The sequence below is a fragment of the Sphingobium olei genome, assembly GCF_042678845.1.
Taxonomy (GTDB): domain Bacteria; phylum Pseudomonadota; class Alphaproteobacteria; order Sphingomonadales; family Sphingomonadaceae; genus Sphingobium; species Sphingobium olei.
Genome location: NZ_JBHTLS010000134.1, coordinates 370,908 through 386,443 on the forward strand (window position 1 = coordinate 370,908; position 15,536 = coordinate 386,443).

The following is a 15,536-nucleotide window of genomic DNA, read 5'->3' on the forward strand; positions in this document are numbered from 1 at the left end:
CCGGGCCGCGCAGGGCCGCTTTGCCATACCCGTCGATCATGGAACCCCCGTTTGCCACCATGCAGTGCCCGTCTCGCCGATCGTCCGGCACTCCTACCGGATTTCGCGCCGCAATATAGCAAAAAAATGCGAACGGCGGAGCGTCCCGGAATGTGACGCCCCGCCGTTGTGCAACGCAATGGAGTTCCCGGCCCGCCGCTACCCTGAGACGAGATCGGGACGAAGCAGGGTCTGGACAAGCGCTCCGGCGATGTCGCCATAGCCCCGGCGGGACGGATGAACGGATGTCGAAGCCGACAGAAGTCCCAGCGACACATTCTCGGCCATGCTGGCATCGCCCGCCCGGCCCCAGCGGTCGGCCAGCGAAAGATGGGCGACATGATCTGTGTCGGCCGCGATGCGACGCGCCGCTTCGTGATAGGCATAATAGGGTTGCCCGCCCGCGGGCACGGTAACACCGCCGGACGGCGGCAACGCCGTGTTGAGCAGCAGGCAACAGCCGCCAGCCGCGACGACGCCGGCCACCACGGACCGCAACTGGGCCTCGTAGGTTTCGACCGTGGGGTAGAGCGTGCCGATCGCCTCGCCGCCCGATCCGCCGCCCATCGCTACATTCTGGAGCGTCGCATCATTCTGCCCCAGCGCCACGATCGTCAGATGCTCGCCAAAGCCGCCGATGGCGCTCAGCAGCCGTGACCGGCTGTGGGCGCTTCCGGTCGCGGCATTGTTGCGGCTCGATTCGCCGATGCCCAGCATGTCCGGCACGGTCCATCCCGCCCTTCCCCAGCGGCTGACCACCACGCCCTGGCCATTATGGTAACGGATGCCGCTCACATGCTGGACATTGGTCGCATGCCCCCCGACCAGCCGCACGACATGGACACTGTTGGCAAGGTTGGTCAGGCTCAGCACCCGGTAGCCCGGTGTCGCGTTTGCCCCACCGGCAAGCCCGGTCGTCACCGTTCCTCCGTCGATCTGATAGGTGAAGCCGCCGATCACCGAGCCGTCCGTGGTGCCCCCGGCCCAATAGAGGATGTCGATGGCAGTGCAGGCGGGGGTGGTGAACTCCACCATGTCGGACGATTTGATGCGCGCGCCCCACTTCATCGGCCCGATGACACTGTCGCTCGTCGGCGTGCCGGACCGGGTTACGCGGCTGTCGCTGCCGCTGAAGAAGGGAGTCATCGCGCCGCCGCCCGGCAGCCCTTGCCTCGCTGCGAGGAGACTGCGGAGCTGTCCCGGCCAGCCTTGCATGTCGGCAACGCTGTTCGACACGATGCTGGTCGAATTTTCCGTGCCCACCCCTTCGGTGATGCTGTCGCCCCAGCAGGCGATATGCACCGGCGCATGAAGCGCGTCTCCCAGCGCTGCCCGAAAACGCCGCAGGCCCGCCGGGCTGGTCAGAACCGCGCCCTGGCTGAGCTGGCTCCGCATGGCGCGCGCGGCGATGGCCTTCGCCTGAATGGCCAGCGCCGCGCTCATTGCGCTACCCGATAGGCAAGAGTGCCGGTGGATAGAGTGATCTGAAGATAAAGGGTGGCCGCCGCTTCGGTTTCCAGCCAGACGATCTCGTTGATGGCGGCGGTCCAAGCCAGCGGACGACCCGCCAGTGTCGCAGGCAGCATCGACGCGCCGCCGTTCACCGACCGCATCAACGTCACCGTGCCGGAGAAACTGCCCGAAAGCGTGAGCACCACCTCACGCCCGAGATCCGGGACGAATGGGCCGGCGACGGTGCTGGCGCTTGCCGTTCCGGACAACGGCGTCGATGCCGCCGCGCGACTGGCGGGGGCGGCGACCGGCAGCGGGTTGGCGGGGTCGACGGGGGTGGGCGTCCCGTCCTGTCGGGCGAAGACGACGGCCTGCTGGGGCACAAAGCCCCCCGGCGCCAAAATCTCATTGGGCTGTGGCATGACTGCTCCTCTTTCCTGATCTGTGCCCATTGGACGTACAGGAGCGGAACCGCTGTAGGACAGCGGCAACTCCGCGCGCGCTCGATGCGCCGCCAAGGCGCAGGAAATGCCTAATTTTACGGTTACCTAATCGGGCAACCAACCCTTCTCACCTCGCATGCCAAAGCAGTTCCGGGACTGAAATCGGAAGGGCTTTACGTGCGTTCCATCTCGATTCTTCTGTCCATGTCGCTGCTCGCGGCGCTGCCTGCGACGGCGCATGCCGCCCGCCGCGATACGAACCCCTTCCTGACACTGGGGGCGGCATCGGACGCGCCGCAGGGCTATATAGATCTTTGCCGGCGCCAGCCGGGGCTGTGCGCACACCTCGAAGGGCGTAGCGAAGCCGATGTGCTGGCCTCGGTCGAGCGGAGCAGGTTGCGCGTCGCGGACGCTTCGGCGGCCAGCGCGACCGGCGGCACGTCCGCTCTGGAGCGGCAGGGACAGACTTACACGGCCGCCCCGGCGTTGCTGCGCGCGACGGACCTTGCCCGCCAGTCGCTGCTGGGTCGGGTGCGCAGCGCGCGCCGCATGAGCCATGCCGCCACGCCACTCGCCCCGATCGACGACACACCATGGACGTTCGGAATGCAGCCGCAGGCGGAACCGGCGTCGTTCTCCTTCAGCCCGAAATCTCTCGTGGTGTTCAACAACAAGGTGAATCGTTCCATCCTCCAGCTTCCCGACATCAACGTCTATGGCGTGGGCGAACGCTGGAATCTGCCGGTGGGTCAGGGCAAGCGCATGGGCGATTGCGAGGATATCGCGCTTGAAAAGCGGCTGCGTCTGGTGGATGCGGGCATGGACCCGCACGATCTTGCCATCGCGGTCGTCTATTCGCGCCGCTTCGGCCTGCATTCGGTGCTGGTCGTGCATCTTCCCGAAGGCGATTTCGTGCTCGACAGCCTGAGCTCGCGCGTCCGCCGCTGGAGCGAGGTCGATTATGTCTGGCTGCGCGTTCAGGACCGGCAGAACCCGTCGGAATGGCGCAGCGTCGTGAGCGCGCCCGCGCCTCGCATGGTGCAGCGCTATTTCGGGCGGGAAGAAATCGAGGGCTGATCCGCCGGTTCACATTGCCCTAGCGGTCGGGGTAGCCCTGCCGCCGGTTGGCCTCGCCGCATGTCCGCGCGAAGACCCGCTTCTGCGCCTCCGTCCAGTCGAGCGGTCGGCTCGTCGGATCGAAACTGCCGTCCGCCTCCACAGGTTTCCAATCGACCGCACCGCCGGTGCCGCGCGAATGGGTAGAGGAACCGTAGATCGGCAGATGCTCGATCGCGCTGTCGATCACGCCGGGCTCAATCCCCATCCAATCGAAGATATTGCGCAGCGCGCCGCCCTTGTCCCGCACCACTTCCTCGTAGCGTAGAGGCATCACGCGGTCGGCGGGCTGCTGCGCCAGGAACGCCTCGCTCTTGTCCATCGCCATGCGCGTTTCCATGCACACATCCTCGAATGTGCGGCTCATCGGCGTGCGGGCGAAGGTGCGCATGAAGCTGTCGACGATATAGCGCGCATCGCGCACGATGAAGATCATCCGGTCCTGCGGGAACAGTGTGGGGAACAGTTCTATGTTCCACACAAGGGGCGTCTTGATGAGCGTCACGCTGCCCGGTTCCGCCAGGTCGAGTAGGCGGTTGCGGAAGCCGGACACCGCGTAGCTCATCCACTCCATCCGGCCGAATGCCTCGGCGCTGGGCGGATGCACCCGTCCGATGAGGTCGGTGGCTCCGCGGAAATAATCCTCGCCCGCCAGGATCGGCATTTCGGCAAAATCGATGCGGCTGCGCGCGAAAGGCGGCACCCGCAGTAGCAGCTCGTAGAGGAAGTTCGTCCCACTCCGCGGCATCACGCCATAGATGAAGAGCAGTTGCCTGTCCTCGAACCGGCGCTGCGCCGATGCGGCCACCGCCTCCAGATGCAGGCGCTGCTCCTGCGTCAGCGCGGCGTCAGCATAGAGCGCGGAGTCGATGGTGGGCTTGCGCAGAGCGCGGCGGAGGAAGAAGTCCGCGCGCGGCAGGCGCGCATAATGGTAACGCTCGTCGTCCAGTCGCATCCGTTGGTTGTCCAATAGGCAGCGGGGGAAGCACGTTGCTTCCCCGCGTCGCCGCCTCTTGTCAAGGCAAGGGGGCGGTTAACGACCGCTGGGCTGATCGGGATTGGGACATGCGAAGAAGCCGGACCATGACGATGGCCCGGCTTCCGTTGCAATGGCAGCTCTGGATCAGAGGATGAAGGACATGTCGGAATAGAGGAATTTGCCCGTCACATCGAAATGATCGACCTTGTAGGGCGAGTCCGCGCCGGCCTGATAATGGCCGATGTCCTTGCCGCTGTCGTACATCACGGTCTTGTCCCATCCGCCGTTCGACAGGAAGGTGATCCATGTCTTCATCGACCAGGCGCTGCTGAATTCGCCCTTGCTGGTCATCTGCCCTGCGGCGCTGAAATAATCGATGATCCAGTCGCCGTCCGCTTCCTTGTAGCTGTGCTGCTTGACCGTTCCGTCGGTATAATAGCTGCTGCTGCCGGTCATCGCCCAGTTCTTGTCATATTCGGCCGACTGGCTGATGATGCCCTGCGTGTAGCTCGACTGGACGTAGCCGCTGGCGGTATAGTCCGTCGATTGGGCGATGATGCCCGCGATGCCCAGCTTCTCTGTGCGGATCACGCTGTCCGAACCGGCGGCATAGACCGTGCTTGTCCCCGAACCGTCCGTTGCGAAATGATAGGCCTTGATCGTGCCGTCGCTGTTGAGGATCGACTTTGAGGTCACATGACCGCTGATGTCATAGACAGTGCGGGACATAAGGTCGCCGTCGCTATCCAGCAGATCGCGGATCGACACCGCCTCCTTGCTGTAGCCGTGGACATCGACCTGGATCGTGCCGTCCGCCAGCACGGTCTTGGTCGCCGGGGCGTTGATGAACTTTTCCAGCACGTCCATCTGCCCGCTGTCTATCGCGCCCTTGATGGGCTGGACGGAGTAGATGTAGTTGCCCTGCCACACCGATCCGGCGGCCCAATAGGACACGCCCTGCCACACATCGTCATTGCCCTGGAGGAAGCGCATCATCGTGTCGAGCGCGGTCAACGACGGCTGGTTATCCGCCACGCCCGTCTCGCCCAGATAGAGCTTATATCCGTTGGCGCGCGCCCAGTCGGTGATCGCGGCCAGACGGTCCGCGCCGATGGTGCTGGACACGACATCGGTGCCGGTGCCCGACGTATTGGCGTCCAGATATTGATGCACCTCGAACGCGAAGTTGTGGAGCGGATCGACGATCGCGCCCTCCTTGCCCAGCACGGACGCATTGCCGTTGGTCATCCAGCGGTTACCAGCGCTCCAGTCAATGCCGGGAACCAGGATCTGCTGGGTCGCGCCGGTCTCACGGATCGCGCTGATCGCTTGGTTCACCATGCCGAGCCATGCGCTGGCGGACGCGATCTGCGGCTCGTTCATCAGGCCGAAAGACACGTTGCTGTCGTCTGCGAACGATGTCGCGATTTTCGACCACAGGTCGGCAAAGGCGCTGGTCGGCACAGCCGCACTGCCGATCAGATTGCCGTTATATTTTCCGTAGTTGTGCACGTCGATGATGACGTTCATGCCCAGCGACTTGGCATAATCCACGGTGGCGTGGATCTTCGCGAGATAGGCGGCGTCGAACGCCCCGCCCAGCGCAGGTTGCAGGCTTTCCCAAGCGATCGGCAGGCGCAGGTCGGTCATCCCCTTTGCCGCGAAATAGGTGATCTCCTCGGTCGTCGGGAAATAGTCGATGCCGGTCTTCTGCCCCTTCGGCCCGATATATTCCGCGCCGTTGATGTTGATTCCGACGTTAAGGCCGCTGGTGTTGGGGGACACCACGTCGCTGAACTTGAAATTGGCGGTGGAAAGGTCCGCCGCCTTGACGCCGGCCAGCTTCAGGCTGTCGGTGCCGTTGAGCGTGATGACCGTGTCGCTGCCGACCTGCGCGATGCGCGACGACAGTTGCTCGAATTTCCCGAAACCGTAGCGGCCAAGATCGATGATGTCGGCCTGCGCACCCGTGGCGGTAAAATCGGTGATCCTGTCGGCACCGTCACCCTTCACATGGACGAAGGTGTCGCTGCCCGCGCCGCCGCTCAGGGTGTCATTGCCCTTGCCCCCGCGCAGGATGTCATCACCCTTGCCGCCCGCCAGGACATCGGCTCCATCGGTGCCGGTCAGCGTCTTGCTGACGATCTGTTCCGGCGCCTTGAAGGTCGAAGTGCCGTTGCTGAACATGTTGGTGCGCGTATCGCTCACCATCACGCCGTTGTAAGTGACGCCGTTCACATAAAGGTTACGATCCTGCACGAAGGTCGTGTCGGCCGCGTTGCGCGCGTCGTTCACATATTTGATCGCGATGTCGTGCGCGCCGCTCCCCCAGTCGCCCTTCAGCGTAACGGTATCGCTCGCGCCGTCGCGCCGCGACGCCAGCGCCTCGAACGTGCCGCCCACCTGCTTGCCGTCGACGAACACCTGATAGCGCGCATTGCCGACATAGGCGTCCTGCGCGATCTTGAGCGTCAGCGTGTCCGGACCCGATCCCAGCGTGAAGCTGCCAGTGGTCGATGCGGCATTGGCCGCCACGGCGAAGGTCGATGCGCCGTTGCTGAACATATTGGTGCGCGTATCGCTCACCAGCGCGCCATTGTAGGCGACGCTGTGGACGTAGAGATTGCGGTCCTGGCTGTTGTCCAGCGCCACCACGTTGCGGGCATCATTGACATATTTCACTGTCACCTGATGCGCCCCCGGACCGAAATCGCCCTTGATGGTGAGGGTGTCGGTCACGCCCGAGGAGCGGAGCGCGGAGGCCTCCAATACGCCGCCGACCTGCTTGCCATCGACGAACACCAGATATTGAGCGTTGCCCAGATAGGCGTCCTGTGAGATCGTCAGAACGAACTTGTCCGGACCGTTGCCGATTTCCGTGGATTTCGGCGCGAAGCCGAGTTTCGTATCAATCATCATTGCGCGTTGCCCTACCGCTGTCAGAAGTTTGGCCCATGCTATGGTGCAGCCGCCAAAATAAGCTGAAGCCGCTTGGTTAATCGCGCGCTAAACTTAATGTTTTCATTGCGGTTCCGCAATAATGCCCATCCAGCGGCGGTCGTTGCGCACTGCGCAATGTGGCCGTGCTGTGCGCCCCGGCCCGCGGGGACATGTTTAAACGTGCAATAGCTGGGGAGGTTCCACCCTGAGCATTTTTTCGTTAACATGATTCGCGCTAGGCGGCCTGCCAGATGCCGTCAATTTGCGACGAACCGTTGAAAAACCGGGCTTCGGGCGGCCCTGGTTGATCCGTTGTTTACCTCTTCCCGCTAGCACCGCAACGGAACGGTCGCGTCCTCCGTCTGGGGATCGGATGTGGCCCTGAAGGAAGCAAATATGAGTCAGTCTGTGGCGTCGCCCATGCCCGAGGAATTACGCGCGGTCGTCCGCCGCTACCGGAAGGCGTTCATCACCGTTGCCCTTTTGAGCGCGGTGCTGAACGTCCTGGTGCTGGGCGGCTCCATCTACATGATGATGGTCTATGACTCGGTGTTGCCTAGCCATAGCCTTCCCACGCTTTTCGGCCTCCTTGCCTTGTTGGTTGGTGTCTATGCCTTCCAGGGCGTTTTCGAGAATTTCCGCAGCGGTCTGCTGAGCGATGTCGGCAATTCGCTCGACCGGACGCTTGCCCGCCGGGTCCAGCGCGCGATGACGGACGTGGCGCTGTATCGCGGCTCGCCCGCCGGCGACGGCCTCAGCCCCATGCGCGATCTGGAATCGGTGCGTGCATGGTTTGCGGGGCCGGGCCCAGCAACGCTCATCGACTTGCCGTGGATACTCTTCTTCATCGGCATCCTCATGCTGCTGCACTTCTGGACGGGCTTCACCGCGCTGGTGGGCGGTGCGATCCTCGTGTGCCTCACCATCGCTATCAACAGGATGGTCAAAGGGCCTAGCGAAACCGCAAGCCGGACGTCGGCCGACCGCTACGCCATCGCCGAAGTGGGCGTGCGCCATGCCGAAGTGCTGTCCGCGCTCGGGATGCGCGGCCGCCTGCTCGACCGCCTGCAACAGGTGAACACGGACTATCTCGCCGCGCAGCGCAACATGAACCGTTCGGTCGCGACATTGGGTGCGATGAGCCGGATCGGCCGGATGCTGCTGCAATCCCTCATCCTGACGGTCGGCGCGATCCTGGTCATCAAGGGGCAGGCTTCAGGCGGCGCGATCTTCGCTTCCTCGATCCTCGCGGGCCGCGCACTTGCGCCGGTGGATCAGGCCATCGCGAACTGGAAGTCGATGATCGCGGCCCGCGCGGGTTGGCAGCGTCTTTCCGAGCTGTTGGCCAAAGTGCCGCCCGAGCCCGCAACCACCAACATCCTGCCCCGTCCCGCCGTCGCGCTTCAGGTGCAGAATCTCTTCGTCGCGCCTCCCGGCACGCAGCAACTGACAGTGCAGGCCGCCGACTTCACCCTTAACGCGGGCGACGGGCTTGCCATCATCGGGCCGAGCGCGGCAGGCAAGTCCTCGCTGGCGCGCGCGCTCGTGGGCGTATGGCGTCCGGTCCGCGGCGCGATCCGTCTGGATGGCGCGGCGCTCGACCAATATCCCGAGGAAGTGCTTGGCCGCTATCTGGGCTATCTGCCCCAGACGGTGGAGCTGTTCGAGGGGAGCGTCGCCGACAATATCGCGCGCTTCGATCCGGAGCGCACACCGGAAGATGTCATCCACGCGGCGAGGGCGGCGGGCGTCCACGATATGATCGTCGGCCTCCCCAACGGCTATGAAACGCAGGTCGGCATGAACGGCCGCAACCTGTCGGGCGGTCAGCAGCAGCGCATCGGCCTCGCCCGAGCGCTGTACAAGGATCCCTTCTTCGTTCTGCTGGACGAACCCAACAGCAACCTCGATTCCGAAGGGGACGCCGCGCTGGAGCGGGCCATCGCCGGAATACGGGCGCGCGGCGGCATCGTCATCATCATCGCACACCGTCCGTCGGCGCTGGCCAACGCCAATCTGGTGCTGATGATGCGCGATGGCCGCATCGAAATGCTCGGGCCAAGGGTAGAGGTGCTCCAGCGGCTCGTCGCGATGCAGGCACCGCAGCCCCAGCCTGCACCCGCATCCACCCCCGCCACGGCCGCGCGCAACGTCGCCTGAGGACCATCATGACCAGCCTTTCCCTCCTCCCCATGGCTCCCGCGACGCAGGCGCTTCTCCAACCCTATGATCCCGACCAGCGGATGGCGGGCACGTTGCGCCGCTCGCTCATGCTGATGGGCGCGCTGGTCGTCGGGGTCGGCACCGCAGGCACGCTCATTCCCATCGGATCGGCGGTGATCGCTTCGGGCCAGATCGGCGTCGCGAGCCAAGTCAAACATATCGCGCATCCGACCGGCGGCACCATATCCGACATATTGGTCCGCAACGGCCAGCACGTGCGCAAGGGACAGGTGCTGATCCGCCTCGACGACAAGGTCGCAGGCACAGATGCCGCGATGGCGGCTTTGACCGTCGATCAGATGCTCGCGCAGAAGGCGCGGCTGGAGGCCGAACGGTTGGGAGCCCCCGCCGTCAGTTTCCCCGAAAGCCTCACTGCCCGCACAGACGCCTCGGCGCGCAAGGCGATGGCGGACGAGCAGCGCATGTTTGATCTTCGCCGATCGGAGCAGGCGGGAATGCGCGCCCAGCTTGTCGCTCGGATCGCGCAATATGATCGGCAGATTGCCGGTTTCCGCGCCCAGATGGCGGCGCTCAACCAACAGCAGGGCCTGATCGAGCCGGAACGCCAGAGCATGCAGCGCCTCTATGACAAGAAGCTGGTGACGCTCTCCCGCCTCAACCAGCTCGAACGCACGGCCGTGGATCTCAACGGTTCGATGGGCGCGCTCAATGCGCAGGTCGCCGCCACGCAGGCGCGCATCTCCGAAACGCGCGAGCAGATCATCCAACTGAGCGACACCCGCCGCAGCGAGGCCGGCAACGAACTCGCGCAGATCAACATGCAGCTCAACCAGCAGAAGAGCCGCAGCGTCATGGCCATCGACCAGCATGATCGCACCCTGGTGCGCGCGCCCGTCGATGGCGTGGTCGAGCAGATGAGCGTCGCGACCATCGGCGGCGTGATTCGTCCAGCCGAACCCATATTGGCCGTGGTGCCGGACAAGGACCAGATGGTGATCGAGGGGGCAATCAATCCGTCCGACATCGACCAGGTGCGCCGCGACCTTCCCGCGCGCGTGCGGCTTTCCTCGCTGAACAACACGGCAACGCCCGAGCTGAAGGGCCGCGTCATCTATGTCGGCAGCGATCCCGTGACCGAGGGCGAGGGCGCAAGCCGCCGCACATTCTTCCCCGTGCGCGTCATCATCGACAAGACAGCGCTCAAGGCCAACCGCGACATTGCCTTGAAGCCCGGCATGCCGGCCGAGCTGTTCATCGAAACGGGCAGCCGGTCGATGATCTCTTATCTCACCAAGCCGTTCCAAGATCAGTTCGCCCGCGCCTTCCGCGACTGACGCGAAGGGCGAATGATAAAAGGGGAGCGGGAAGGGTTTTAGTCCTTCCCGCTCCCCTTTTTCTGCGCCGCCTCTGGCTCAGAGCTGGAAATAGGCTGCGTTAACGCTGGCGATGCCCTTCAACACAAAGCCGATGTCAGCGATCCCGTCCCCATTGGTGTCGCCTTCGACCACCGCATCACCGTTGACCACGCTATAGCGCAGCTCGCCCGCTATCTTGTGGAAGCCCTCAGCCCCGATCCAGCGAAAGGCGTCGTCGGCCCCAGCCCCGGCATTGGCGTCGATCGCGCCCAGCATGATACGGTCGCCTTCCGCGAAGCTGAAGTCGAGAATGCTGTCCTTTGCCTGCGGCAGCGAATCCGATACGGTGTTGAAAACGAACCGGTCGGCGCCGGTTCCGCCCATCAGCCGGTCCATCCCGGCGCCGCCGGTCAGGATATCGTCGCCCGCCCCGCCATTCATCACATCGTTGCCATCGCCGCCGAACAACTGGTCCTTGCCATCGCCGCCATAGAGATTGTCGTCGCCGGCATCGCCATAGAGGTTGTCATTGCCGCCGTCGCCGAAGATCGTGTCGTCGGCATCGCCGCCCCGGACCGTGTCGTCGCCATCCTTGGCGCCGATATAGTCGTTGCCGCCCATGCCCTGGATCACGTCCTTGCCGGCGCTTCCCCAGACACGGTTGTCCTCGGCATTGCCGGTTACGGTGAGGCCAGCCTTGGCGAGCGCGACCGTCTCGATCCCGGCATGAATTGTGTAATCGACATAGGTGGTCAGGAAATCATCGCCGCTCTCGTCGATGACGACGTCGCCAGTGCTGCGGACGACATAGCGGTCGTTGCCAGCACCGCCGATCAGGACGTCGTTCCCCGATCCGCCATCCAGCAGGTCGTCGCCGTCTCCGCCATAGAGCATGTCGTCGCCATCGCCGCCGTAAAGCTGGTCATTGCCCGCATCGCCGTACAGCATGTCCTTGCCGTCGCCGCCATAGAGGATGTCGTTGCCTTCGCCACCATGGATGACGTCGTCGCCATCCTTGCCGTCGATATAGTCGTCCCCGGCCATGCCATGGACAGTGTCGCGGCCGTCGCTGCCCCAGACGCGGTTGTTTCCCGCATTGCCCGTAACCGTCAGGCCGCCTTTGCCTAGCGCGACCGTCTCGATTCCGGCATGAATACCGTAGTCGGCATAGGTCGTGACCAAGTCGTCGCCGCTCTCGTCGATGATCTTATCGTCGCTGTTCTGGATGACGTAGCGGTCGTTGCCCGCGCCGCCATCCAGGATATTATGGCCCGCCCCCCCGCGCAGCACATCGTCGCCGGCGCCACCGACCAGATGATTGTCGCCATTTCCGCCGTTCAGTTCGTCGTTGAATGCGGTGCCAATGACCGAGAAATGCTCGATCCCGACGTAGTCAACGCGGCCACTGCCGATATCGACGGAGCCGTCGGGCTTGGGCGCCTTGAAAGTGACGCCGCGAGACCGGGCTGAAAAGTCGATGCTCAAATGATCCTGATCGCTGGTCCCCGTAAGCGTCGCGCTCTGGTCGAGACCAGCCTTGACGCTGAAATCCGCCGGAAGAACCGGGGCGGGCGCAAGCACCACCTCTTCCTGAGGCGGAGCGATTTCGGGCGCGATTTCAGGCACTGCAGGCGAAGCATTGTGCGCGCCGCTGCCGTCCACGATCGTCGTGACCACCTGGCCGCTTGCATCAAGATGCTGCACCGTCATGTCGAAATTGTTGATGGTCAGGCTGCCGTTGCCAGAGGTAACCTCCGCCCCCAGTTCCAGCGAGGCGAGATAGCTGTCGGCCGACATGATGCCCTTCGCGCTCAGCGACGCGACGATGTCGGCCAGGTCGATGCTGCCCGCCGGAATATCCTTGTCCGTCACCAGCGCGACATAGGTGCCCTTCTGGTAGATGGTCGCGGTGAAGTCGCCATGGCTGTATGTGCCCACCACCGTGCCTGACGGCGTGAGCGCACCCTTATGCACCCAGATCATCAGTTCGGTCGTCACCGTTGCGGCGCCGCCGCGCGGCACGGACGTAAACCAGATGTCGAAGGCGACGTTGAACCCGCTGGTCGTGCCCGAATAGGACAGGTCGTAGTCCAGCGTCATGCCCTTGATGTCGCCGGCCTTCATCGGGAAGATCGTGCTGTTGGGATTGGCATTGGGCGCCATCGGCGACACGCCGTAGGAAAGCGCCGGATAGGCGAGAATGCGATATTCGGTCGCCAACGTCGCGGGATAGCTCCAGGTGAAGCTGGCCCCCTGGGTCAGATCGTTGCGATCCACCACGCTGCTCAGGCTATAATCCTTGCCCTCGACCAGCCCGCTCGATCCCCATGCATTGTTGAGGACATACCATCCCTTGCCGAACTGCACATTCGACACGTTGGCCAGCGTCACCGTATCGGCGGCCACGCCCTTCACCGCATCCAGCACGGCAGGCGTGAGCGCCAGTCCGAAATCCGCCGCGCTCAGGGCCGACGCTTGCGTGTCGCGCAGCACCAGCACTTCGCCACGGCCCAGCTCCACGGTCGTGTCCGCGCCGGTCTGGCTGATCCGCCCCTGAAGATCGGCCCAGCTCGCAAAGCCATAACCCCGAAGTGAGATCACGTCCCATCCGGTCTGGAAATTCTGGATGACGTCCGATCCGTTGCCCTTGGCGACGATGAAGATGTCGGCACCCGTCCCCCCTATCAGTATGTCGTCGCCCGCGCCGCCACCCAGGCGTGCGCCGGTCTTCCCTGCTCCGATTATATTGTCGAGCGCGTTGCCGGTCGCTCCGACGGCCCATGGGCCAAGCAGGAACAGGTTCTCGACATTTTCCGGCAGCGTGTAGGTGCCGCCGAACTGCACATAGACGGTGTCGATGCCATCTTTAGCGGCTTCCTGCACGGTCGCCTTGGGCTGCCAGAGATAATAGCTGTCATCGCCGGCCCCGCCGGCCAGCGTTTCTCCCCATTGGGAATAGATCGCGTCGTTCTTCGCCGTGCCATAGCGGATCGTCGTCACCGCCCCCGCGGCGGGATAAGAGTTCGCACCGGAGGAAAGCGCGAGGGCGCGACCCTTCGCGTTGATATAAGCCATATAGTTGATACCCTTTTTGGATTGACGCCATCTTAGGCATGAAGCGCTGCAACGGGATAAAGGGCGATGGTTACCGCGGTGTCAGGCTTACCCGCCGTTTAACCAGAGATGTCAGCGATTGCCGCAATCCGCGCTACCGGGCCGCCAATCGCGTCAACGGCGAAACGAACCGCAATTTCTCCCACTACTGGCGTTTGAGGCAGGGATGGCCCGCGTTTCGGGCGACACACTCGCGGTAACTTCTTGGAGCCTGTCAGAAGCGGCCAGAGCAGGGGCGTTATGCGATGATTTGAACGCATTTGGATTTTTCCGCGAATCGTCGCTGACGTGCTCGTCTAAAAAATGAGATCGATTTTTGAATAGGGGCCGACGCGAAGGAGTCGGACAGAATGAAGTGAAGCAGGTGCAGTGATGAGCAGATCATCGCGATATCGAGGCGGGGATGCTGACGGCAGATTGAATAGCCCCTAGATTTCTGAACGCCTTGGGTTCCAATTGAGGACAGGAGCGATGATGGGGAAGCCATTTTAGTGATGAGTTCAAGAGTGATGCGGTGGCGCAGATTACGGCGCGGGGTTAGCCATGCTCGCTGGCCTGAAGGACACGACAGATCAGCTCTGCCGGCAAACGATGCCGCCGGCTGTGTACAAAGGCGATGCGACCGTTCGGGCCCACCGTCATCGCGTCTTCAGCGTAGAAGCGTGTTACGATAGGCTCTGGATCGCCGGCCCAAAGGCTGCCTCCTTAAGCGCATAGAGCTCGCCGATTTCCCGCTTGAATTGCGCCAGCGCATCGGCGCGGGCTCTTGAAGCATCAAGTTCGTTAAACATGGGCACCTTTCATGGAAGAGATTTGCCTGCGCTTGATAAGATCGAGCCTCCGGACTGTGATCTGGCGGCCTGCAGCGTATTTCGGAGCAAGCAGGCAATCGTCATGGGGCCGACGCCGCCTGGCACGGGCGTAATTGCAAAGGCTCTCTGGCGCGCATCCTCAAAAGCCACATCTCCGACTAGACGTGTTTTCCCGTCAACGGTTGGAACACGGTTAATCCCGACGTCGATTACAATTGCTCCGGCTTTGATCCAGTCGCCCTGAATCATTTCCGGTCGTCCGATGGCGGCGATGAGAAAATCGGCCTGCCGGCAGATGTCGGGTAGCCGCTCTGTCTTGGAATGCGCAACGGTGACAGTACAGTCAGCCGCCAAAAGAAGCTGCGCGATTGGCTTGCCGACGATATTGGAACGACCCAGCACAACCGCGTGGGCACCCCGGAGGCCGGGGCGCACGCTTCGCAAGAGAATCATCGACCCCAGGGGCGTACAGGGGACGAGACCTCCGCCGCCGCCTGCGAGGAGCCCAGCATTCAATGGATGAAAGCCATCGACATCTTTCGCCGGGTCAATCGCTCGCAAAACGATTCTCTCGTCAATGTGACCGGGTAAGGGCAATTGAACGAGAATACCGTGCACAGCGGGATCGTTGTTCAATTGTTGAACAAGAGAGAGCAACTCGGTCTGCCGTGCTGTGGCAGGCAGTCTGTGCTCAAACGAGGCCATGCCCACCTCGCGCGTCTGTTTCGCCTTGTTACGAACATAGACCTGACTGGCAGGATCTATGCCCATCAAAATGACAGCCAGACCGGGCTGGCAGCCACTTGCAACAAGTTCAGCTACGTCCCGCGCGACATCCCTTCGCAGTTCGGCAGCAACTGCCTTTCCGTCTATGACGCGACCGAAAGGCTGGGTCATGGGAAGACGATAGTCCGATGACCGTTGATGAAGACGCGGCGTTCGACATGCAACTTCACCGCGCGCGCCAGAGTTAGAGCTGTCAAACGGCGCGCAAACGGGACCCCGTATCGGCGTCGAAGAGGGACCCCCTTTTCGAGATTAGGCGGACGGTTGTGGGGAGCGCCCTGCGCTGGGTGCGGTGGAGGTCGGGCGTAGCCCGGCC

9 protein-coding genes are annotated in these 15,536 nt (G+C 63.2%); 3 read left to right on the forward strand and 6 right to left on the reverse strand.

The features are described 5' to 3' along the window. Positions 1-198: 198 nt before the first annotated feature. Positions 199-1,482, reverse strand: coding sequence for a hypothetical protein (locus tag ACFQ24_RS19735; protein WP_380914347.1), 1,284 nt, complete (start codon positions 1,480-1,482; stop codon positions 199-201). Further along, positions 1,479-1,913, reverse strand: a complete 435-nt coding sequence (locus tag ACFQ24_RS19740) for a hypothetical protein (RefSeq protein ID WP_380914349.1) — start codon at positions 1,911-1,913, stop codon at positions 1,479-1,481. The genes ACFQ24_RS19735 and ACFQ24_RS19740 overlap by 4 nt, the downstream gene beginning before the upstream one ends. 198 nt (positions 1,914-2,111) lie before the next feature. Between ACFQ24_RS19740 and ACFQ24_RS19745 the strand changes: the two genes are divergently transcribed. Beyond that, the gene (locus tag ACFQ24_RS19745; protein ID WP_380914350.1) at positions 2,112-3,011 is read left to right on the forward strand and encodes a transglutaminase-like cysteine peptidase; all 900 of its coding nucleotides are present in this window, start codon (positions 2,112-2,114) and stop codon (positions 3,009-3,011) included. Positions 3,012-3,030: 19 nt separating this feature from the next. On the opposite strand, the gene ACFQ24_RS19750 is transcribed toward ACFQ24_RS19745, so the two are convergent. Together ACFQ24_RS19750 and ACFQ24_RS19755 are read right to left on the reverse strand one after the other, a co-directional pair. After that, positions 3,031-4,005: a sulfotransferase family protein gene (locus ACFQ24_RS19750; protein ID WP_380914351.1), complete on the reverse strand. Its 975-nt coding sequence runs from the start codon at positions 4,003-4,005 to the stop codon at positions 3,031-3,033. Positions 4,006-4,173: 168 nt separating this feature from the next. Beyond that, positions 4,174-6,948, reverse strand: a complete 2,775-nt coding sequence (locus ACFQ24_RS19755; RefSeq protein ID WP_380914353.1) for a cellulase family glycosylhydrolase — start codon at positions 6,946-6,948, stop codon at positions 4,174-4,176. A gap of 417 nt (positions 6,949-7,365) precedes the next feature. Between ACFQ24_RS19755 and ACFQ24_RS19760 the strand changes: the two genes are divergently transcribed. Next, positions 7,366-9,129: a type I secretion system permease/ATPase gene (locus tag ACFQ24_RS19760; protein WP_380914355.1), complete on the forward strand. Its 1,764-nt coding sequence runs from the start codon at positions 7,366-7,368 to the stop codon at positions 9,127-9,129. 8 nt (positions 9,130-9,137) lie between these two features. Continuing rightward, positions 9,138-10,487 carry an HlyD family type I secretion periplasmic adaptor subunit gene (locus ACFQ24_RS19765; protein ID WP_380914357.1) on the forward strand — a complete coding sequence of 450 codons (1,350 nt, stop codon included), beginning with the start codon at positions 9,138-9,140 and terminating at the stop codon, positions 10,485-10,487. A gap of 78 nt (positions 10,488-10,565) precedes the next feature. On the opposite strand, the gene ACFQ24_RS19770 is transcribed toward ACFQ24_RS19765, so the two are convergent. Further along, on the reverse strand, positions 10,566-13,583 hold the full coding sequence (locus ACFQ24_RS19770) for a GH12 family glycosyl hydrolase domain-containing protein (protein ID WP_380914359.1): 3,018 nt from the start codon (positions 13,581-13,583) through the stop codon (positions 10,566-10,568). An 839-nt stretch (positions 13,584-14,422) separates the two neighbouring features. Beyond that, the gene (gene folD, locus ACFQ24_RS19775; protein ID WP_380914360.1) at positions 14,423-15,331 is read right to left on the reverse strand and encodes a bifunctional methylenetetrahydrofolate dehydrogenase/methenyltetrahydrofolate cyclohydrolase FolD; all 909 of its coding nucleotides are present in this window, start codon (positions 15,329-15,331) and stop codon (positions 14,423-14,425) included. Between the last annotated feature and the right edge of the window lie 205 nt (positions 15,332-15,536).